21 protein-coding genes are annotated in these 22,182 nt (G+C 47.9%); 15 read left to right on the forward strand and 6 right to left on the reverse strand.

All coding sequences use genetic code 11. The annotated features are described in order from the left end of the window. Nucleotides 1-738 precede the first annotated feature (738 nt). From FC07_RS09680 to FC07_RS09745, 14 genes are all read left to right on the forward strand, one after another. Nucleotides 739-1,641, forward strand: a complete 903-nt coding sequence (locus FC07_RS09680) for a LysR family transcriptional regulator (protein ID WP_057904903.1) — start codon at nucleotides 739-741, stop codon at nucleotides 1,639-1,641. Between the two features lie 476 nt (nucleotides 1,642-2,117). Then, a complete protein-coding gene (locus FC07_RS09685) occupies nucleotides 2,118-3,155 on the forward strand; it encodes a sulfate ABC transporter substrate-binding protein (RefSeq protein WP_057904904.1) in 1,038 nt (345 codons plus the stop codon). Between the two features lie 21 nt (nucleotides 3,156-3,176). Continuing rightward, nucleotides 3,177-4,007 (forward strand): sulfate ABC transporter permease subunit CysT, encoded by an 831-nt coding sequence (gene cysT / locus FC07_RS09690; protein WP_057904905.1) that lies wholly within the window; start codon nucleotides 3,177-3,179, stop codon nucleotides 4,005-4,007. Then, entirely contained in the window at nucleotides 4,004-4,801 is a 798-nt protein-coding gene (locus FC07_RS09695; RefSeq protein ID WP_057904906.1) for a sulfate ABC transporter permease, read from the forward strand. Before cysT ends, FC07_RS09695 begins: the two co-directional genes overlap by 4 nt. Before the next feature lie 5 nt (nucleotides 4,802-4,806). After that, nucleotides 4,807-5,862, forward strand: a complete 1,056-nt coding sequence (locus FC07_RS09700; RefSeq protein WP_057904907.1) for an ABC transporter ATP-binding protein — start codon at nucleotides 4,807-4,809, stop codon at nucleotides 5,860-5,862. A gap of 18 nt (nucleotides 5,863-5,880) precedes the next feature. Next, entirely contained in the window at nucleotides 5,881-7,566 is a 1,686-nt protein-coding gene (locus FC07_RS09705) for an adenylyl-sulfate reductase subunit alpha (RefSeq protein WP_057904908.1), read from the forward strand. After that, the gene (locus FC07_RS09710; protein WP_057904909.1) at nucleotides 7,550-7,873 is read left to right on the forward strand and encodes a 4Fe-4S dicluster domain-containing protein; all 324 of its coding nucleotides are present in this window, start codon (nucleotides 7,550-7,552) and stop codon (nucleotides 7,871-7,873) included. The genes FC07_RS09705 and FC07_RS09710 overlap by 17 nt, the downstream gene beginning before the upstream one ends. Nucleotides 7,874-7,888: 15 nt before the next feature. Further along, entirely contained in the window at nucleotides 7,889-8,689 is an 801-nt protein-coding gene (gene cysD / locus FC07_RS09715; protein ID WP_057904910.1) for a sulfate adenylyltransferase subunit CysD, read from the forward strand. Between the two features lie 16 nt (nucleotides 8,690-8,705). Continuing rightward, nucleotides 8,706-10,391 (forward strand): sulfate adenylyltransferase subunit 1, encoded by a 1,686-nt coding sequence (locus FC07_RS09720; protein ID WP_057904911.1) that lies wholly within the window; start codon nucleotides 8,706-8,708, stop codon nucleotides 10,389-10,391. Between the two features lie 159 nt (nucleotides 10,392-10,550). Continuing rightward, complete coding sequence (locus FC07_RS09725) at nucleotides 10,551-12,182, forward strand: nitrite/sulfite reductase (protein ID WP_057904912.1); 1,632 nt, start codon at nucleotides 10,551-10,553, stop codon at nucleotides 12,180-12,182. 40 nt (nucleotides 12,183-12,222) lie between these two features. Continuing rightward, the gene (locus tag FC07_RS09730) at nucleotides 12,223-12,936 is read left to right on the forward strand and encodes a sirohydrochlorin chelatase (RefSeq protein WP_057904913.1); all 714 of its coding nucleotides are present in this window, start codon (nucleotides 12,223-12,225) and stop codon (nucleotides 12,934-12,936) included. Nucleotides 12,937-13,145: 209 nt separating this feature from the next. Continuing rightward, nucleotides 13,146-14,939, forward strand: coding sequence for a heavy metal translocating P-type ATPase (locus FC07_RS09735; RefSeq protein ID WP_057904914.1), 1,794 nt, complete (start codon nucleotides 13,146-13,148; stop codon nucleotides 14,937-14,939). A gap of 133 nt (nucleotides 14,940-15,072) precedes the next feature. Beyond that, on the forward strand, nucleotides 15,073-15,294 hold the full coding sequence (locus FC07_RS15990) for a hypothetical protein (RefSeq protein ID WP_057904915.1): 222 nt from the start codon (nucleotides 15,073-15,075) through the stop codon (nucleotides 15,292-15,294). After that, complete coding sequence (locus tag FC07_RS09745; protein ID WP_057904916.1) at nucleotides 15,284-15,643, forward strand: type II toxin-antitoxin system PemK/MazF family toxin; 360 nt, start codon at nucleotides 15,284-15,286, stop codon at nucleotides 15,641-15,643. Before FC07_RS15990 ends, FC07_RS09745 begins: the two co-directional genes overlap by 11 nt. 114 nt (nucleotides 15,644-15,757) lie before the next feature. On the opposite strand, the gene FC07_RS09750 is transcribed toward FC07_RS09745, so the two are convergent. After that, the gene (locus FC07_RS09750; RefSeq protein ID WP_057904917.1) at nucleotides 15,758-16,792 is read right to left on the reverse strand and encodes an SDR family oxidoreductase; all 1,035 of its coding nucleotides are present in this window, start codon (nucleotides 16,790-16,792) and stop codon (nucleotides 15,758-15,760) included. 113 nt (nucleotides 16,793-16,905) lie between these two features. Between FC07_RS09750 and FC07_RS09755 the strand changes: the two genes are divergently transcribed. After that, entirely contained in the window at nucleotides 16,906-17,520 is a 615-nt protein-coding gene (locus FC07_RS09755) for a TetR/AcrR family transcriptional regulator (RefSeq protein WP_155797824.1), read from the forward strand. A gap of 10 nt (nucleotides 17,521-17,530) precedes the next feature. Here FC07_RS09755 and FC07_RS09760 read toward each other — a convergent pair whose 3' ends face one another. The 5 genes from FC07_RS09760 to hemC all read right to left on the reverse strand — a co-directional run bounded on the left by FC07_RS09760 (nucleotide 17,531) and on the right by hemC (nucleotide 22,171). Continuing rightward, complete coding sequence (locus FC07_RS09760; RefSeq protein WP_057904918.1) at nucleotides 17,531-18,382, reverse strand: patatin-like phospholipase family protein; 852 nt, start codon at nucleotides 18,380-18,382, stop codon at nucleotides 17,531-17,533. A gap of 68 nt (nucleotides 18,383-18,450) precedes the next feature. Next, the gene (locus FC07_RS09765) at nucleotides 18,451-19,224 is read right to left on the reverse strand and encodes a homoserine O-acetyltransferase/O-succinyltransferase family protein (RefSeq protein WP_235807498.1); all 774 of its coding nucleotides are present in this window, start codon (nucleotides 19,222-19,224) and stop codon (nucleotides 18,451-18,453) included. Nucleotides 19,225-19,543: 319 nt separating this feature from the next. Next, a complete protein-coding gene (locus FC07_RS09770) occupies nucleotides 19,544-20,254 on the reverse strand; it encodes a uroporphyrinogen-III synthase (RefSeq protein ID WP_057904920.1) in 711 nt (236 codons plus the stop codon). Between the two features lies 1 nt (nucleotide 20,255). Then, complete coding sequence (gene hemB, locus FC07_RS09775; protein ID WP_057904921.1) at nucleotides 20,256-21,230, reverse strand: porphobilinogen synthase; 975 nt, start codon at nucleotides 21,228-21,230, stop codon at nucleotides 20,256-20,258. Between the two features lie 26 nt (nucleotides 21,231-21,256). After that, complete coding sequence (hemC, locus tag FC07_RS09780) at nucleotides 21,257-22,171, reverse strand: hydroxymethylbilane synthase (RefSeq protein WP_057904922.1); 915 nt, start codon at nucleotides 22,169-22,171, stop codon at nucleotides 21,257-21,259. Between the last annotated feature and the right edge of the window lie 11 nt (nucleotides 22,172-22,182).

Consider the following 22,182-nt stretch of genomic DNA (forward strand, 5'->3'; position numbering starts at 1 on the left):
ATAAAATTGTGAATTTTTCGTGTTGTGATTGCCATAAAAAAAGACTCCTATACAAATTTTTTAGACTTCTCGCGGGAAAACCGCTTTCAAGGGCTAGAAATCGACTAAAATAAGCCGATTCTACTAAAAAAGTATAAGAATCAACAACAGCAATCTGTATTTAATTGTGCAAAAAGACGTAATTCACGTGTCGCGCTTAAGTTATCTGTTAATAAGTTTGTCATGTTCATCACGCCTTTCCGTTTTCGTATTTGTTGGGGCAAGCATAACAAGTTTTAAAATGCCTGTCAAGCCTTTAAATTTATTTTTTGAAATCATTCAGTCATTTACTTTGCTGAAGATGGCTTTAGCCTAACATCGCTATTTTTTAAAGTCAAGCCTAAATTTATTTTCAAATTTTGCTTGACAGCTCTTTGATAAACCGGTTATGATAACTCTAAATTTAATCTCATTTTAATTAAAACGTTGAAAAGTAGAGTACGGTTTAACAACTTAGACCAGCGAGCCTGAGCCAGTGGAAACAGGCACTAAGTCAAAACCTGAAAATGAACTTGGAGTTATGACGCTGTTCACGCAGCCCATCGTCAGCCTGCGTTACTGGGCTAGGTATCAACTGGTACTGAAATCAAGGTACAGCACTGCTGTATAAATTTGGGTGGTAACACGACAATTCGTCCCTTTGTGGCTTCGGCTGCAAGGGGCTTTTTTTGTGGACTGCCTGCTATTGGAGTGAAGAAAATGAACTTACAACAAATGCGTTACGTGATTGCCGTAGCGGATCACGGTAGCTTTCACGCCGCCGCCAAAAAACTGTATATTTCCCAACCGAGCCTGTCACATGGTATCAAAGAGCTGGAACAAGAACTGAACACCCAACTATTCCAGCGCACCCGACAAGGCAACTTCTTAACCACTTCTGGCGTGGACTTTGTACGGCAGGCCCGCAAGATTTTGCATGAAGTCACCTATTTGCACCGCGCGTTTACCGTGAATCCCGATCACCAACGCTACTTTTCCGTTGCCGGACAACACTACGATTTTATTGCCCCGATCTTATGTGCCATGATGGCCAAATACCCGGATTATCAATACTTACGCGCGTTTGAAAGCACCACATTAGACGTCATCAAAGATGTGGCGCAGTATCGCAGTGAACTAGGAATCCTCTTGCTCAATGACGACAACCGCTCACGCTTGTTAAATCTATTTGATCAAAATAAGCTGGCCTATGAAACGCTAGCCACGGTTGAGACGCACATTTTTATGCGCCTACACCATCCCCTGGCGGCCAAAAAAACCATTACGCTGGCGGATCTCGCCCCTTACCCGCAAGTGCGTTTTGCCCAAGAATCGGCTTATACGGAACTGGATGAAGATCCACTGGACCCACCTAACTCAGGGCCAATCATCACCACCAGTGATCGGGCCACCATGTACCGCATCATTAATGAAACCCAAGCTTATGGCGCTGGCACCGGAATCTTAGCAGAACCTGAACGACAGGGCCTGGTGATACGGCCCTTGCTTCAAACCCAAGCCAATCAAATGATCATCCTCAGACAAGCCAACCAAGAATTGTCCGAAATCAGTCAAAGTTTTAGCCAAGCCCTGCGCCAATTTTTCAAAACACAATCGGTCTGATAGAAATAGACTATATGCAACAATACTTGATTTTATCAGCTTTTTGACCACTAATGTCGCTTGGATCCATCAAAAAGTGATAAAGAATAACTATTGGAAAAGACTTGCAAGTCCTTTGCAAATTGCTTAGCATAATAGCTAAATTAAATTTCAATTAGAAAAGCACAACGATAAGATGAGTACACCAGTTGATTAAACAGAGACTTCTGAATGGCTGAAACAGAAGAATCCACTGGTTGGAAGATGGTCTTTGAGTGTTTTAGCACCCAGCCAACGGGTAAAGTGCTAACGCGTCGTTTCCGTTAACAAACTGACACATTGTGTCTAAGCTGACCTTGGCAACAAGGCCAGAAAGTAAAGGTGGTACCGTGCATTTGCGCCCTTTCCGTTATGGAAAGAGCGCTTTTTTGATACTTAAGGTTCATTTTAGGTGACGCCGTTATGCTATTTTTGAATCAAGTCAGGAAGGTGTTCAAATGTTTCATCGTTTAAAGCAATTCAAATTATACCTCATTTTTGGCCTGATCATCGTTTTAGGCGGCGCTTACTGGGGCTTTTACTTGCACCAGTTGCATCAAGCTGATCAAGCAAGCACCAAACTCACCTTAACCAATGTTTCCTACGATCCAACCCGCGAATTTTATACCACTTATGACCAGTACTTTCAAAAGTATTGGCAGCAAAAAACCGGCCAACAAATTAACATCAACGTTTCCAACGGCGGTAGTGGCAAGCAAGCCAACGCCGTAATCGACGGCAACCAAGCCGATGTGGTCACGTTAGCCGGCGCCCAGGACATTACCAGCATTCAAAAAGCGGGTTTAATCGACAAAAATTGGGAACAAGCTTACCCGCACCATTCAGCACCTTACACCTCCACCATCGTGTTTCTAGTTCGCAAAAATAACCCAAAGCACATTCAAGATTGGGACGATTTGGTCAAAGCAAATGTGAAATCGATTACCCCTAATCCCAAAACGTCAGGGGGTGCCCGCTGGAACTTCTTAGCAGCTTGGGCTTACGCCAACGCCCATCATTTAAACGCCAAACAGTTTGTTAAAAAGATGTATCAAAACGTGGCTGTCTTAGATGCAGGCAGTCGCGATGCCACCACCACCTTCGTGCAAAATCAACAAGGTGACGTGCTGGTCACTTGGGAAAACGAAGCTAAGCTTACGTTGAAAGAACATCCTGGCAAATACGAAATCGTCACCCCTAGCATCAGCATTAAAACAGAACCATCCGTGGCCGTGGTGAATCAAGTAGCCAAAAGCCGCCACACCACCAAAGTCGCCAATGCTTATATTAAGCAACTTTACAGCACAAAAGCCCAACGGATCATCGCCCAAAACTTCTACCGCCCTACCAATCAAAAAGTCGCCCAAGCCTACAAGTCAGAATTTCCAGCGGTGAAAATGGTCACCATTGACGACCCGCAATTTGGTGGCTGGGCCAAGGTCCAACAGAAATTCTTCGCTGACAACGGCATTTTTGATCAAATTTACACAAAATAAACGTTAGAAAGGAGCCTGCATATGACCACAGCAAAACGTTTGATTCCCGGCTACCGCATGAGCCTCAGCATTGCATTGATCGGTGTACTACTGGTCATTGTGTTACCATTTTGCGCCTTACTACTGGCCGGGATCCAAGTGGCCCCGCAGCAGTTTTGGGCCGAAACCACCAATAGTCGCGTGTTAGCTAGCTATTGGGTCAGCTTAAAAGGTGCAGGATGTGCCGCTTTGATCAACACCATTTTAGGCCTGATACTGGCTTGGGTGTTAACCTTTTACGACTTTCCTGGCAAACGCTTGCTGGACTACTTGTTGGACCTACCCTTTGCCTTACCTACCGCTGTGGCTGGAATTGCCTTAGCTTATCTATTTTCAGATCGAGGCTGGCTCGGCCAATTAGTAGCCCCTTTCGGTTGGAAAATTTCGTACACCTTTACCGGGATCGTGATTGCCATGATTTTTGTGACATTACCGTTTGTGGTCCGGGAAGTCCAACCAGTATTAGCCCAATTAGACCAAAGCTTCCAAGAAGCCGCGTTAACCTTAGCTGCCAAACCCCATGTGATCTTCCGCAAGTTGATTTTACCAGAAATCTTGCCCGCTTTGATCGCCGGTTTCGGCTTATCCTTTGCTCGCAGCTTAGGTGAATATGGCAGCATTGTTTTTATTGCTGGCAACCAACCGTTTAAAACCGAGATCACGCCATTGATGATCATGTTCAAATTAGAAGCCCATGCTTATCAAAGTGCCACCGTGGTGGCGTTAGTCATGTTGTGTTTCTCCTTTGCGTTTATTTTTATCATTCATTGGCTTCAAAACAAGGCCCGTTTCCGTCAGGGGGTGCAACCATGAACCTATTTCAAAGTCGTCGTATTAAATGGCCGCTACTCATTATCACGTGGCTGTTCATGCTGGTGCTTTTGATCCTACCGATCGTACTGGTCTTTACCCAAGCGTTTGCGGCAGGGTGGCGTCACTACTTCAGTGTATTAGGTGACCTCACCACTTTACACGCCATTAACCTTAGCGTTGCCGCCACTGTCCTTTCGGTAGGCATCAATTTAGTGCTTGGTTTAAGCGCTGCTTGGGCCATTGCTTTTTATGATTTTCCTGGCAAGAAACTGCTAAACACCTTGATCGACTTACCATTGTCCGTGTCCCCTGTCATTGTCGGCTTAATCTTCATTTTAATTTTCGGACGCACGGGTTGGCTCCAAGGGCTACACTGGCAAGTGATTTTTGCCCCACCGGCGATTTTCATTGTTACGATTTTTGTGACCTTTCCGTTTGTCGCCCGAGAATTGATTCCTTTTCTCATCGCTCGCGGCCGGGAAGAAGAACAAACGGCCGCCTTTCTAGGCGCGCACTTCTGGCAGATTTTACGCCAGATCACATTACCGGCTATTAAAGCGCCACTTGGCACAGGTTTAGTGCTAGCCACTGCTCGCGCTTTAGGGGAATTTGGTGCCGTGGCCGTCGTCTCTGGCAATATTCCGGATAAAACCTTAACGCTGCCGCTATTGGTCCAAAACTTATACAACGATTTTAAGTTTACGGATGCCTTTGCAGTGGCTACGATTTTACTCTTGACCACATTTTTGATTATTACGTTGAAACGTATTTTGATCCAACCTCAGAAAGGATGAGCGCCATGTATCTTGAAATCAACCAAATTGCCAAAAACTTTAAACAACAAACCGTCTTAAAAGAAATTAGTTTTGGTGTGAAGGCCGGTAGTTTAACAGCCTTACTTGGCCCCAGCGGTAGTGGCAAAACCACCTTACTGCGCATCCTTGCTGGGTTGGAAACTCCTACCACTGGTGACGTGGCCATTGATGGCCAGGTGATCAATCGTGTGAAACCGCAAGACCGGGGCATTGGCTTTGTGTTCCAAAACTACGCCTTATTCCGCTACCTAACCGTTTACGACAACATCGCCTTTGGCTTGCGCACGCAGCATTGGTCAGAGGACAAGATCAAAGCACGGGTGGACCAATTATTAGCGGTCACCGGTTTAACGGCTTTGGCGCAGCGTTATCCCAACCAATTATCAGGTGGACAAAAACAGCGGGTGGCCTTTGTGCGGGCCATTGCGCCTAATCCCAAAGTGTTATTTTTAGATGAACCCTTTGCCGCTTTAGACACTCAAATTCGTCAGGAACTGCGCGGTTGGTTGAAACAAGTGATCCATCAAATGGGGATCACCAGTATTTTCGTCACCCATGATCACACAGAAGCCATTGAAATTGCGGATGAGATCGTGGTGATGAATGATGGTCGCGTGGAACAAATTGGCACGCCAGCTGACGTTTACAACCAACCAGCCAGTCAATTTGTCGCTGAATTTATTGGCCATTCTAGCCTTCTGGAATCGCCGCAATTAGCCGGCTATCAGCTGCCAACCGCTCCTTATCAAGTGCAAATTCGACCGGAACAAGTGGCAATTTTTAAGAAAAATGAACCCACCGCTTTACCAACCCAGACGGCAACGGTCAAACATGTTACCTTCTGTGGCGCTTTGATCAATGTCGAATTAGACCTAAATGGACAACGGCTATTTGCCACCCGCCAAGCCCAACAAGCGCCATTATTGATCGGCGAAACCGTTCAGTTAACTATTAACCGCCTGGTTTTATTCAAAGATAACGTGGGCCACGCCCAACATTTACAACCGTTACAACCTGTACGACGCTCCTATGCCTTATAAAGAAAGCTGGTCTTCTCAATGGAACAAAAAACGATCCAAGCTGATCTACTGATCATCGGTGGCGGTACGGCTGGTTGCTATGCAGCAATCACAGCTGCTAAAGCGGACCCACAGCTTAAAATTGTCGTGGTGGAAAAAGCTGACATTCGCCGCAGCGGTTGTTTGGCCTCAGGGGTCAACGCCTTAAACGCCTACATTACTCCTGGCCACACTCCCGACTTTTACGTGGATTACGCCAAAAAAGATGCCGACGATATTGTGCGTGAGGATTTATTGCTCACATTAAGCCAGCGCTTAAATCACGTCACTGCCGATTTGGAAACCATGGGCGTTCCCATTTTAAAAGATGAAGCTGGCCACTACGTCAATCGCGGCCCACGCAATCTCAAAATCAACGGTGAAAACATCAAACCATTACTGGCCCGAGCCACACGGCGGCAGCGCAACGTGAAGATCATTAATCACGTGAATATTGTGGACTACTTAGTGGCTGATCACCGGATTTACGGCGCTGTGGGCTTTAGCCCGGTGACTGAAACAGCTTATCAGTTTAACGCTAAAGCTGTCATTATCGCTACTGGCGGTGCTTCTGGGCTTTACCGACCGAACAACCCTGGCTTTTCCAAACATAAAATGTGGTATCCCCCGTTTAATACAGGTGCTGGTTACGCCATGGGCATGCGCGTCGGTGCGGAAATGACCACGTTCGAAATGCGGTTTATCGCCTTGCGCTGCAAGGATACCATTGCCCCAGTTGGCACCATTGCCCAAGGGGTCGGGGCCAAGCAGGTCAACGCTTTAGGCGAGGTTTACGAAACCAAGTACGGGTTAAAAACGTCGCAGCGCTTGTACGGCACGGTTCAAGAAAACCTAGCGGGCCGCGGCCCTTGCTACTTAAAAACCACTGGCATCGACCATCAAAAAGAGGAAGACTTGTACCACGCCTATCTGAACATGGCCCCTGGGCAAACTTTAAAGTGGTTGGAAAATGGTGGCCCGAGCCAACAAAATGTAGCGATTGAAGGCACTGAACCTTACATTGTTGGTGGCCACACGGCTAGTGGTTACTGGGTGAGCACCAATCGGGAAACCACGATCCACGGCCTTTTTGCCGCCGGCGATGTGGCTGGTGGTGCCCCGCAAAAATACGTCACCGGTGCACTGGCCGAAGGTGAAATTGCCGCCCAGGCTGCAGTGAAACAGCTGCATGAGACTACTCGCACAGCTCCGGTAACCATTCAAACCCAAGCTGAGCAACTGTTTGCACAAGCCCAACAGTACTTGCACAATGACCCCACTGCCCCTAGCATTCGCACCGTGGAAACTGCCATGCAACTGGCCATGGATCAGTACGCTGGCGGTATTTCCCAACATTACGGTTACACCGAAGCCCAGCTCACCACCGCACAGGCCAAAATTGCCGAATTACAGGCCCAAATTGAGCAGGCCTTTGCCCCGGACATGCACCAGCTGATGAGCTTGTATGAAGTGCGGGAGCGGTTGCTGATCTGTCAATGTGTGATTGCCCATTTAGCCGCTCGGAAGGAAACCCGTTGGCATTGTTTTGCGGAGAACTTAGACTATCCTGACCTGGATGATCAGCAGTACCACCGCTATGTTAACTCGGTTTACCATAATGGCAAGGTCGAGATTCGGTTCCGCAATTTAGTGAAAAGAGCTGACGTTTATGAGCATCAGAATTGATCGTGATAAATGTGATGGTTGCGGCCTGTGTGCCAAGATCTGTCCCGGCAACTTGATTCGTATGGAAGGAGAAGGTAAAAACCGCAAAGCAGTCATGGCCTATCCTGATGAGTGCTGGGGCTGCATGTCTTGTGTGAAAGTTTGCCCCCACCAAGCCATTGAATATTATTTAGGGGAGGATATTGGCGGTAAAGGTGGTACCTTACAGGCCAAAGTCAACCGCAAAGCAATCGAATGGACGGCCTGTCAAAAAGGTTGTTTATTAGAAAAAATCATCACCTCGCGTGAAGCATCTAACAAATATTAGAAAGGTCGTCTTAAGATGGATCGTATCGATGAATTAGAAGCGGAAAGTATTTACATTTTACGGGAAGCGTATAAAAACTTAGGGAAACTAGGCCTGTTATGGTCAATTGGGAAGGATTCCACAGTTTTACTGTGGCTGACGAAGAAAGCCTTTTATGGTCAAACGCCATTTCCATTTATTCATGTGGACACCTCATTTGAAATGCCAGAAGTGATTCAGTACCGCGACAGCTTGGCCAAAGAACTCAATTTAGACTTAATTGTTTACACCAACCAACAAGCCTTAGATGATGGCATGAATCCAAAACTCGGTCGCTTGGCTTGCTGTGGCGCGTTAAAAACCGTGGCGTTAAATCAAGTGGTGCACAAATACGCCTTTGATGGCTTGATTGTTGGGGTCCGTCAAGACGAAGAAGGCTCCCGCTCCAAGGAACGGATCTTCTCAGAACGGACCGCGCAAGATAAATGGGATTACACCAACCAACCGCCTGAATTATGGGATGAGTTCAAAACAGACTTTCCTAAAGGCAATCACATTCGGGTCCATCCCCTCTTACACTGGACGGAATTGGACATCTGGGAATATATTCAACGGGAAAATGTGCCGATCATTGACTTGTACTTTGCCAAAAACGGCCAACGTTATCGCAGCTTAGGTTGCGCCCCTTGCTCTGGCACAGTGCCGTCAAACGCCAGCACCGTCCAAGAAATTATCGATGAACTAAAAGAAACCACCATTAGCGAGCGTGCCGGTCGGGCCCAAGATCAAGAAGACGCCTACGCCATGCAAAAACTGCGCCAATCCGGTTATATGTAGAAAGGAAGTTACAAGTATGGATGAATCTGCTTTACACATTGTCATGGTAGGCCACGTGGATCATGGGAAGTCAACGGTGATCGGCCGCTTGCTTTACAGCACAGGCGCCTTACCTGCTGGCACGATTGACAAAGTCAAACGCATTGCCAAGGAAACTGGGAAGCCCTTTGAGTACGCCTATTTACTCGATGCTTTTGAAGAAGAACAAAAACAAGGGATTACCATTGATACCACCCGTTTGCAGTTTAAAACCGACAAACGGGATTACATTATCATCGACGCCCCTGGCCACCAAGAGTTTTTGAAAAACATGATCTCCGGCGCCTCAAACGCCGAAGCCGCCTTTCTGATCGTCGACGCTGCCCGTGGCGTTGAGGAACAAACCAAGCGCCACGCCTACATTTTAAAGCTATTAGGCATTCGTCAAATTTACGTGCTGATCAACAAAATGGACCTGGTGGACTACCAAGAAGCACAATTTAACAAGGTGCAACAACATGTCCAGGACTTCCTGCAAACCTTAGGCCTGACTGCCGTTAGCTACCTGCCGTTATCCGCTTACTACGGTGAAAACTTGCTGGAAAATTCCCCGAAAATGCCTTGGTACACTGGCAAAAGCTTTATCGAAACCTTAGACAGTGCCAAAGCCCATAAAACCTCGGAACAACGGCCGTTACGCTTGCCGATCCAAGATGTCTTTAAATTTGACGACCAACGGATCATTGCTGGGCGCATTGAAGCCGGTACGTTAAACGTTGGGGATGACATTACCATTTACCCTAGTGGCCGCCAAACCAAAGTCACTGGCTTTGCCCAATGGCCTCAGGATGAACATCTACAGTCCCATCAAGCTGGGGAATCCGTTGGTTTGTTATTGGAAGACGAATTTTTCAATCAGCGTGGGGAAATCATCACAAAAACAGCCGAGAACAGCCAGCCAGTTGTCGATACAGTGATCCAAACCAATCTGTTTTGGATGGGTGAACAACCATTGGTGCCGGGGAAAACGTACAAGCTTAAAATTGCCACCCAACAAGTCACGGCACGCGTTTTAAAAATTCTCAAAGTTACCGATGCTGGCGATTTAAAAGCCCGTCAAAATAACGATCAAGTGCGCTTAAACGATGTGGCTGAGGTGGTCTTTCAAACGGAACAACCACTGGTTTACGACTTTTTCAATGACCAACATGTTACCGGCCGTTTTGTGCTCGTAGACGGCTACGACGTCACCGGCGGCGGCACCATCACTGAACGCTACCAAGGCGAACGCGAATTAGAAGGCGCGGTTTTCAATGATGGCCAACAACAATATCAATTAAGCTTGTTCGATAACTATTATTTAAACGGGGACCACATTGAAACGGAGGCCACCGAAGGGCAGTATGCCTTAACCGATGAATTGCCATTAACGGGCACCAGTTATCATTACCCCACTCGCTTTAACATTATTTTGCCACGCCAAAATCGCGTGATCAGCGTTGACCACGGGCGCTTTATCAAGGTGGTGAGCTTAGAAGAACAGCTCACCCCTGATGTGCCGCTGATCAATAGCATTGGCGCCAAAGTCAAACTCGATCCCCAACGGCCTTTAAAAGCCTTTTTAGCCGAACAAGAAACCTTAAACGACAAAACAAAAACCGCTTTTTATCAAAAATGGCTTGACTTTAGCGCTTACCATCAGGTTATGATTAAAGAAATCTAGTAAAGTCAAATTTTGGGGGATTTTGCGATCGCAAAATAGTCAGCATTATTGAGGAGGGCTATGTTTCCTACGAGGGTGATTGCGCCCGTAGGAATAGTCATCCTCCGAAATGAGATTTTGCGGTCGCAAAATAGTCAGCATTATTGAGGAGGTTTTTTTATGAGTTATCAAGTCACTTGGGCCGAGACGAAGCTCAACAAAAACGAGGTCAGTAAGCTTCAGGAAGATGGGTTAGACGTTTTTAAAGATTTGCCGGAATTGGTGAAGCATCCTTTTTCTGAAGTGGATAAAAGTTATTACATGTATTTTAAATTTGCCGGTTTAACGGTGCAAAAACCACAAGCTGACGGGAATTTTATGATGCGCATCAAAGTGCCTGGTGGCGTGATCAACTTAAAACAAGCCGATCATATTGCTTGGATCGCTGAAAATTACGGCCACGGCTATGTGGATCTCACCACTCGCCAAGCCGTGCAGTACCACTGGATTCCCTTTGCCAAATTACCAGAAATTTTCAAAGGGATTAACGCTGTAGGGTTGACCACAGCTGGCGCAGAGGGGGATATTACCCGAAATATTATTGACAATCCCTTATCTGGCATTGACCCAGATGAGCTATTTGATACGCGGGAACTGGTGCTGAAAGTCAATGCGCATTTCCAAGGCAACCGGGATTATTCCAACTTACCCCGTAAAATGAAAATTTCAATTAGCAGCAGTCTTTACAATGCCGGCAATGCAGAAATCAATGATTTGTCCTTTGTACCGGCGCTGAAAACCATGCATGGCGAAACAGTTAAAGGCTTTAACGTTCTGATTGGTGGCGGCTTAGGCATGCGGCCTTTCTTAGGACTGGCGATGAATATTTTTGTCACCCCGGACCAAGTGGTCGACCTTGCCGACGCGGTGGTCACCCTTTACCGGGACAACGGTTATCGGCGCAACCGCAGTAAAGCGCGACTGAAGTTTTTGATTCAAGACTGGGGCGTGGCCAAATTTGAGGCTCAATTACGGGAAATTTTGCCTGATTTAGCCACTGCTGGTGACAATCAAATGATTGGTTGGTCGGCTGGGGCTGCTTTAGGCATTCATCCCCAAAAACAAACGGGCTACAATTATATCGGCGTTAGTATCCCGGCTGGCCGTTTAGCAGCCGCTGACTTCCGCGCCTTTATTGACATTGCTCGGCAATATGGCCGAGATGAACTGCGCTTTGATCATGCGCAAAACTTAGTCATTCCGTACATTTCAGATGCCGATTTAGACACCGTAAAGGCGTTACCGATTTTTGAGCATTATTCGTATAACCCACATCAACTTTTGGATTTCGGCACCAGTTGTACTGGGGCGCAATATTGTAACTTGGCCAACGCGCATACGAAAGAGCTGTTAAAACCATTATTAAACAATTTAGATGATCGGTTTAGTTTTGATCAACCTCTACAAATCACCTTGACGGGTTGCGGCAACAACTGCGCCCATCGCAGTACCGCTGATATTGGCGTTGAAGGCGCTGGCGGCAAAACCGCTAGCGGTGACAAAGTGGAAGCTTATAAATTATCGCTTGGCGGTAGTTTACTGAATGGCGGGCACTTTACTGAAATGCTGAAAGGCAAAGTGGATCAAGCCCATTTAGCCGACGGGATTGCCGCAATTTTAGCCGATTATCGCGACCATAAAACCACCGCTGAAAGTTTCTATGCCTACTATCAACGTCAAGGAACGGCCTATTTCCAAACGGTTTTTGAAACTTATCTGGCCCAGCTGGCCCCAGCGGAAGCTGTGCACTAATAATTGTTTAGTTGTCAGATTTAAGTGAAGGGGGGATCACATGACAACTGGTATACTTTACGTTTTACATGGCCGCCGCGGCAAAGTATCTACCGCTAACTTGGATTTGCTAACACAATTGCAGCACACTTATCCCAACTTACAACGCACCTGTTTTTTAGAAGGCGATATTCAAACCTTGGAAGATAGCCTACTCACCTTACAAGACCAAGTGACGCAAATTCTAGTGGTACCGATTTTATTATTTCCCGCTACCCACGTCCGTTGGGACTTGCCGCGCCGCATTCAAGCAGTGGCCCGAGCCGATTTGCAGCTCGTTTATTTGCAACCGTTAGCCACGACTCAGGCCATTTTTCAATTTTTAAAAACGCAATTGGCGGCGGCATTACAACAGTATCCGCAACGCCAAGTGTTACTAGTGGCGCATGGTACGCCACACTTTTCTGAACCTGGCACCCAGTTACAAGCCTTGGCCCAGCAATTGCAAACCAGCTTGCACGCCCCTATTTTGTGGGCTCATTTTAAAGGCCGACCGCAACTGGATCAAGTGTTAGCAGGCCAAACCGAACCGTTGATCGTTCAGCGGTTATTCCTTACAGAAGGCCGCATTGCCGGTGAGTTACAGGCGCGCATTGCGGCACAGCTACCAGACAGTGTATTTTTACCAACTTTGGAAAATCAGCCTGCATTGGCCCAAGCAATCGTTGAACGGCTAACGCCTTATTTGCCCACTGATCTGGCGCAACTCGCTTGAGACTGATTTTCAAATGCAGTCTGGTTTAAAGTGGCTTAGCACAACGTTTTAAAGCAGCATAACACATATTGATTTATCAAAACTGGCGCCTCCTTTACACTAAAATAAAGGAGGCGTCATTGTCTTGCGGTGTGAACTGACACCATAGCCTCCGAAAATAAGATTTTGCGTTAGCAAAATAAACATTAACTTATTTAGGAGGTGTTTTTATGTCAAAATATAAATTATGGCTGACTGTGATAACGGGGCTCATTGCCTTAGGCTTGGCTTTTATCGGCCAACAGCCTTTTGCTGCGCAAGCGTTGGTCACTGTTGTCAGTACGGTCTTAGTGCTGATTCTGATCAAAGACATGCTCCAAACGCTCCGTTCTGGTCAATATGGGGTGGACCTGCTGGCGATTTTGGCCATTGTCACCACCTTGATCATTGGCGAATACTGGGCTGGGCTGATGATTTTATTGATGCTCACTGGTGGCGATAGTTTGGAAGAATATGCCACTCACAAAGCCGGCCAGTCATTGGAAGCGTTGTTAGCCAACTCCCCGCAAACTGCTCATTTGCAAACCGAGACTGGCTTGGTGGATCAGCCGGCTACAGCCGTGGTCGTTGGTGCGCAACTGGTGGTCAAACCAGGCGAATTAGTGCCCGTAGACGGCAAGATTATCCGTGGCAGTAGTCAATTTAACCAGGCCACGTTAACCGGAGAATCGGAACCGGTCACTAAAACCGTCGGTGAAGATGTCTTATCCGGTGCCATTAATGAAAACACCGCGATTACTATGGTGGCCACTGCTACGGCGGCTAACAGTCAGTATCAGGCCTTAGTCAAATTAGTCCAAAAAGCCCAATCTGAGCCGGCGCAATTTGTGCGCCTGGCCGATCGCTATGCGGCGCCGTTTACGGCCATTGCCATTCTGATTGCAGCGGCGGCCTGGTGGTTGTCTGGCGACGTGGCGCGTTTTGCAGAAGTACTGGTGGTGGCCTCCCCTTGCCCCCTGATTTTAGCAGCACCGATTGCGCTAGTAGCTGGGATGAACCGCGCCAGTCAACGGGGCATTATCATTAAAAATGGCACGATTATTGAAAAACTCGCCCAAGCTGAAACAGCAGCTTTTGACAAAACAGGGACCCTCACCCAAGGCCATTTAACCTTGGATCAAGTGGTGCCTTATGGCGAACTGACAGCCGGTCAATTGCAACAACTGGCGGCTAGTTTGGAACAACACTCCAACCACATTTTAGCCCGTTCTCTGGTAGCCACTGTCGATTCGGCCCAGCTGTTAGTGGCCACTGACGTTTCGGAAGTAACTGGCCAAGGCGTGCAAGGTCAGATCGACGGCCAATTGGTAAAAGTCGGTAAACCCAGCTTTGTGCAGTTACCAGCAGATGCGCCACAACCAGCACAAACCGCCATTTATGTCCGAGCGGCGGACACTTATTTAGGCTACTTAACCTTTACTGATCAACTGCGGCCAGAAGCCCCGACTGCCTTAGCCCAATTACGCCAATTAGGCTTTCAAAAATTGGTCATGCTAACCGGCGATCGGCAAGCCGTAGCCGCTGAGGTCGGCGGGAGCTTGGCCTTAGACACGATTCAAGGCGATTGTCGACCAGAAACCAAAATGACCGCCTTACACGACTTACAAAAAATCGCCCCAGTGGTAATGGTCGGTGACGGCGTCAACGATGCCCCGGCACTGGCCACTGCTGACGTCGGCGTGGCCATGGGCGCGCACGGCGCTACCGCCGCCAGTGAAGCCGCCGATGTGGTGATTTTAAAAGACGATCTCCAACGGATCCCCCAAGCCGTGGCCATTAGCCAAACCACCATGCACTTGGCAAAACAAACCGTCATTATCGGAATGATCGTGTTAGTGGTGCTGATGTTGATTGCCACCACTGGCGTTCTCCCCGCCTTATTCGGCGCTATGTTACAGGAAGTGGTGGATACATTGACGATTTTACTGGCACTACGGGTGCGTTGGGCGCACACGCGGTTTTAAACGTCATGTTAAAAAGCAGCCGATCTTAGGCATATTTAAAGCCATTTCTTTGACAATTTTCCACATTATATATGATATATATATAGCGCATTATTTAAATGATTCAATCTACTGATAAGGGGTGCTTTTTATCATGAAACCACGTAAAGTTGGAACTTCAACCGTGTTAACCGTTCCAAAAAACATCAAAATTACAGCTGACGATTACGATGTTTTTTCTGGACGTGATGGTGCCATTATTTATTTACCAAAAACTAAAAATCCTTTTACTGATCCAGCGTTTATTAAAGCCCATCTTAATGCGTATTCAGACCAGGATTTTATTGATACCAGTATTTTACCCGATGAATTCTAAATATCCGCTCTCTTTTGAACAACAGGAAATCGTTTGGGCAGATTTCCAACCTTCAACAGAAAATGAATTGCGTGGCCGGCACCCTGCAGTTGTTCTTAGTACAAAGGGTTATGCTCTCATTACAGGTCTGGTCGCCGTTTCTCCAATTACACATGCAACAAACAATCACTTTAAGTCGCTGTTTGTGCCAATTGAAAAAAATAACAAAATAAACGGTTTCGTCAATCCCCTGCAATTTCATACCTTTAGCATTAAGGACCGGCAGATTGAATCAGCTGGCAGTCATTTAGATGACCATACATTTGCACAAGTCATTCGCATTCATCGACAACTGCTTAACCTCGCCTAAAAAAATAACTGAATCATTCATAAAAATAGCGCTCAAAGCATACTTGTACTTTGAACGCTATTTCACTGTCATTATAGTGATTAAAAATTCAATCGTTTCATTTCTCAGCTATTTTTATTGGGTCACAATGCCTAAATCCAACATAGATTGAGCGGTGGCCAGAATAGCGTCTTTGGCTGGGCGCGGTTGCCAGCCTAAAACCGTTTTAGCCTTTTTGGCGCTGGTCTCAGCATAGGTACCAGCCACTGAAGCCACCATGCGCAACATGGGATTGGCCTTAGCCGCAGCTTTTAGCACGGTGGTGGGCACTGTTTTCGTGGGCAAGCGTGCTGCAAAATCAGGGTAAGCCGTGCGTAAAATATTCGCCACGTCTAACATCGAATACGTTTCACCAGTGGTCGCTAAAAAGCGTTGGCCAGCAGCTTCTGGCCGGGTCATGGCTAACAAATGCAAGCTGGCCACATCCCGCACATCCACATAACCAGAATCCACTTTAGGCAAGACTTTGGTGTTGCCCATCAGCATGTCATAAATTTGAATGTTGGAATGAGAATAATCTGCCGCCAGGACTGGGCCCATAACCGCCACTGGGTTCACAGTGGCCAGCGTCATACCGCTATGATCTTGGTCCATAAAGTCCCACGCTGCCTGTTCCGACAGCGTTTTGGATTTTTGATACGGGTGCACGCCTTTAGCGGTTAAATCAGACCAAACATCCTCGGTAAATGGTGTGGTGCGATTACGGTGCCCTGCAAAAATTGCGCCGTAAGCTGAGGTCAAAACCACTCGTTTGACATGGGCTTTACTGGCGGCTTGCAGCACGTACAACACCCCGTGAATGGCTGGCTGAATCATTTCAGACTCGTCTTTAAAATTCAAAGTTGGCGTTGGTGAGGCCACATGAATGGCATAGTCGGCGTCAACCATGACTTGGTCCCAATTTTGAGCATGGATCAAATCGGCTACCACAACGCTCAGGTCTTGAAAATCCGTCCAACCGCCATTGGTCAGCATTTCTTTGATCAAGGCCGTTTTGGCTAAATCGCGTACGGTGGTCCGCACCGCATACCCTTGTTGCAGCAATTGTAAAATAATGTGAACGGCGATAAAGCCACTGCCGCCAGTGACGACCACTAATTGTTTTTTCATTTGAATTGTCCTCTCATCCGTTACGTTTGTAACGTTAGTGACATTAAGATACAATGATGGTAATCAAAAAACAAGCGTTACAGCGGCATCTGTGACAGATTGGAGCAATTGTAATGGCAGCGACCCAACACGCGCAACAATTAAAAAATGACTCCCAAACCTACCTTACAACGGCGTTATTTCAGCTTTTAGCCACCAAGGAACTGCAGCAGATCACCGTCACCGAACTGGTGAAACGCGCCGGCGTCAGCCGCATGGCATTTTACCGCAATTACCAAACGTTAGACGACTTATTGTTGGCTTATTTTGAACCCCAAATGACGCGGCTATTTGATTTGATCATGCGGCCTGTACCAACCAACGTTAAAATGGACCAACTTGCCACCTACTTTGATCAGTTTAGTGCCATGCTAACACTGGCTACCAAACGACATTATGAATACTTGATCCAGCAATTGTTCAACGAGAACATGGCCCGCTATTACCAAAATCAAGTGACCCAATTACACCTCTCAGCGCAACAGGCACAGTATTGGACCACTTTTATGAGCAATGGCGTTTATGGGATTTGGCGGACTTGGCTCTTAAATCGTGATTCTGCCACCTTAACCGAGATCCACGATTTGTTGGCCCTATTTCAAAATGCGACGGCACAGGCATTAGGATCTGCAACATCATCAGATAATGGTTTCGGTCCGTTCACAAAAAAAGACCATTCCAATGAATGATCTTGCTGGGCTAAATCAGATAATTACGCAATGCCACCAACTGGGCTTGGGTGTCGCGGTACCCGGTGTTGTGCAGGGCGGCCAGTTTGCGAGTGTCATTTTCCAAACGTTTAACGGTGACGGCTTGTTGTGGTGCTAGCACAAACACCTTGCCTTGGCGCTCCAATTCGGTTAATTCCGCGGCTTGCTGATTGTACATGTCTGGGCGAGCAATGGCGGTCTTCACAAACGTCTCGTACTGGCCAAATGCTCGTTGGTACCCTTGGCGCAATACGGCCGAGGTGGGCTTTTTTCGGTAATCCCGTGGGCGGGTGCGCACCACAACAATGCGGTCAAAGCCAGCCACTTGGGCGTATTTGTAAGGAATTGAATCCGCGATACCACCGTCTAAACACAGTCCTTGCGGCGTGCGTTGGGGCTTGGAAATAAACGGCATGGCGCTGGAAGCTTTTAAGGTGGCCACAAGCTGTTGGCCTTGGGGGCGTTCAAAATAGACTTCCCGGCCGGTGGCCAATGCAGTGGCGCCGACTATAAAATTCATCGGTGATTGAATGTACGCTAATTCATCAAAATCAGCCCAATTCTCACCGTGAGGGGCAAATAAATAGTTTAAATTAATAATGTCTTGATGGCGAAAAACCCGGCGCACGGAAATATATTCCCTTTCGTGGCGGTAATTGACGTTTACATCATTGGTTCGGCCGCGCTGATTAGACACATAATTAGTGCCACATAAGGCGCCAGCCGACACGCCGATCACAGTTTTAAACTGAATGTGGTGCGCCATTAACGCGTCTAAAACGCCGGCTGTGTATTGACCGCGCATGGCGCCGCCTTCAAGAACTAATGCTGCCTGATACATTGCTCAACCTGCTTTCTAAAATACGCTAATGTTCAATTGCCATTGCCTTTATTGTAAAGCATGTGCCATTATTTGGCCAACAACCAGTTACGAAAAAGCTGGCGACTGGCCACTTGCCAGCGGTTGATCACCGGCTGCTTAGGGTCATTGGCCTGGAAATAATGTTGCGGCAAGGCAATGGTTAAGCCTGCTTGGCGATCCCGTTGGTATTCTTGCGCCAACGTTTGCGTGGCATATTCGGGATGCCCAGAAATGTAAGTCCGGCGGCCATTTTGGCTTTGCATGATCACCGGGCCTGCCACGGGGTCATCCACCAACAAATTCAACCCTGGGGTGGCTAACACATCAGCCGTGCGCAAGGTGGTGTGCCGGGAATGTGGCATATAAAACGGTGTGGTCAAGCCTTGAAACAGCGGTGCGGCCTGCCGCGGTTCATGTTGAAACACACCAAATATTTTCGCCGGTACCAACTGTTTTTCCAAATGATAATCGTGTTGCAAGGCGGCCTGCGCGCCCCAACACAAGTACAAACTTTTGGCCACATGGGTTGCCGCCCAGTCCAGCAACCGGCTCAGCTCCGCCCAGTAGTCCACCTGGGGAAACGGCAAGGTTTCCACTGGGGTCCCGGTGACGATCAGCCCGTCAAACTGTTGGGCCACAATTTGATCAAAAGTAACATAATGGGCCTGCAAATACGGCATAATGGCAGGGTTTTTAAAGCGATGACTGGCAGGATACATAAACGTAAACGCCGGCGGTTGGACCATTCCTGTCGCTAAGGCCTTGATTTGGCGCTCGGTTGCCTGTTTATGGGGCATTAAATTTAACACTAAAACTTTCAAACTGGTCACGATCCTTTAGGATACCAAAAAGGCCTCCTTCCCGGTGCTTGTAAGCACTGGGACGAAGACCTCGTGGTACCACCCAAATTTGATATTCATTTCACAACAAATAACCTTAACGTATATCGCTATACTGGCAGGTTAACGGCTGCGTCCGGTGATAAAGCCACTGACTGACCTGACCACTTACTCTGAGCTCATCTTCACCTTAGCTTGTCGATTTCTTTCCACTATCGAAACTCGCTGAGCGGCTGCACTAAGGCTACTCTTCTCTTCATCGTTGTGATTATTTTTTAATTTAATTTTAATCTTATCACATTCAACGAGAAGTGCAACCAGCAACCATCAGCTGGATCATTTGGGCCAGCACATTTTGTTGCACCGGTGGTTGCACCATAGTTAAGCCGGCTTGACGGCCTAACACTGCGGTGCTCGGGCCTAACGTGTAATAAGTGCTGGTTTGAAACGTGTTCGGTAAAGCTTGTTTTAGCGCCAATAACCGGCGTAAATTCAACGGACTGGTTACCAAAACCTTTTGAAACTGCAAGCTTTTAAAAGTCGCTTGCGCTTGTTGTTGTGCTTTTTCCGGCCACTGGTTGGTGTAAATCGTCACTTGGTGCCACGCTGGCGGTAAAGGTTGCGTTGGATGGTGGTCGCCTTGTAGCCAGCAAACCCGTTGGGTGGGTATTTGTTGGCGCAAGTATTGGTACAATTGGCGCTGTTGGGCGGCTGGGGCCACCTTGATCGGTACTGACACCTCAGCCTGGCGCAAGCGGTGGGCCATTTTCGGACTTAACACGGCTAGCGCAGCGGTGGGATTCAAGGACTGGAGTTGCTGTAAGTAACACTGAATGCCAAAGGGACTGGTGAGCACCAAGCACTCACTGGTTCGAATCAGTCGCTGTTCTGCGGCTGTTAATGGTCGCGGCGTCAGCTGCCGCAACGGATAATACACCGGCTGAAACGGCGCCAATTGTTGCTGCAACGCTACGGGCACATTGGCCTGAGGGTACGTCAGCAAATAGGCCATATTAAGCCTGATCCAAGCGGCGGGCCACGTCTTTGGCAAAATAGGTGATGATCAAGTCAGCGCCAGCGCGTTTCATACCCACCAACGTTTCGTTGACAATGCGTTCCTCGTCGATCCAGCCATTTTGGGCAGCGGCTTTGATCATGGCGTATTCGCCGGAAACATTATAGGCCACCAACGGCAAATTGCTTTGGTTGCGCACTTCCCGCATCACGTCTAAAAAGGCCATGGATGGTTTGACCATCACAAAATCGGCGCCTTCTTCTTCGTCGCTAGCCACTTCCCGCAACGCATCTAAGCGGTTGGCTGGGTCCATTTGATAGGTTTTCCGGTCGCCAAAAGCTGGGGCACTGTTGGCCGCATCCCGAAACGGGCCATAAAAGCTGGAGGCGTATTTCACGGCATAGGACATGATCGGCGTATTGATAAACCCAGCGTCATCTAAACCTTGGCGAATGGCCGCCACATAGCCGTCCATGGCATTGGAAGGCGCAATAATATCCGCGCCAGCTGCCACCTGGCTGACAGCGGTTTTGGTAATGTACGTTAAGGATTCATCGTTTAAAATCTCACCGTCGCGGACAATGCCACAATGGCCCGTTGAGGTATATTCGCACAAACAAGTGTCCGCAATCACGATCAAATCAGGATAAGCGGCTTTGATTTTACGAATGGCGGCTTGCACAATGCCGTTTTCCTCCCAAGCACTAGTCGCCACCTCGTCTTTGTGGTCGGGGATCCCGAAAATAATAATCGACTGAATGCCCAGGTCCACAATGGTTTTGATTTCTGCCAAAATCGTATCCAAGCCAAATTGATACACGTCCGGCATGGATGGAATTTCCTTTTTCCCAGTTAAACCGGCTTGCACAAACACCGGCATAATTAAATCCGTTTTAAGCAAATGGGTTTCCCGCACGAGATCCCGCATTGCGGCGCTGCTGCGTAAACGACGATGATGATCAAATTGAACCATTCCAAAAACTTCCTTCCAAAATTAAATTAAGGTTGAATCACGTTTAAAGCCCCTTGGTCAATTAAAATATTGCCGGCCGTTTGGCCAATGCCAGCTGGCCGCGGCCCGTTATTTTCCACCTCAAACCAGTGCTGACCGTCGGCGGCAGCCGCAAAGCCTTTAAAGCGATAGCCCAGGGCATTGGTAAAGGCATAGCTGCCAATGGGAAAACTGCACGTGCCGCCTAATGCGGCCATAAAATCCCGCTCAATGCCCACACAAGCGGCGGTTTGTGGGTCGTTAATGGCCTGTAAAAATGGGGCCAGTGCCGCGTCATTGGCGCGACTTTCCACGGCTAACGCCCCTTGGCCGGCGGCCGGTAACAGCACATGACGTAAGGACAGCCGTCGGTACGTTCCAAGGTCAATGGCCAGGCGATCCAAACCAGCTTCTGCCAAAATTGCGCCAGCTAAGTGCTGGGTTTCAATTTGGTGTAAGCGGGTTTCCACATTGCCGCGAATGGGGACGATCTCTAGATCCGGCCGTAAATGACGTAAATTTGCCCCGCGGCGGGAACTGTTGGTGCCTAAACGGGCACCTTGGGGCAGGTCTGAAAACTGGGTCAGCGGTAACGGGGTAACCAAGCAATCAAACGGCGACGCGCGTTTTAAAATCGCACCTAAGGCTAAGCCGGTGGGCAATGCCGGTGGCACGTCTTTTAAGCTGTGCACCGCCAAATCAATGGTACCATTTAACAACTGCTGCTCAATGGCTTTGACAAACACCCCTTTGCCGCCAATTTTTTGGAGACTACTTTTCCGATCACGATCCCCCTGGGTGGTAATCTTTGCCACTTCGACGGTTAAATCAGGAAACTGCCGCTGCAGCGCCTGCACCACAATGGCCGTTTGGCGCAAAGCCAGTTGACTTTTGCGCGTGCCGATCACAATTTTTGTTCGCATGTTTTTGCCAG

Origin of the sequence: Loigolactobacillus bifermentans DSM 20003 (genome assembly GCF_001434575.1) — a bacterium.
Classification (GTDB): domain Bacteria; phylum Bacillota; class Bacilli; order Lactobacillales; family Lactobacillaceae; genus Loigolactobacillus; species Loigolactobacillus bifermentans.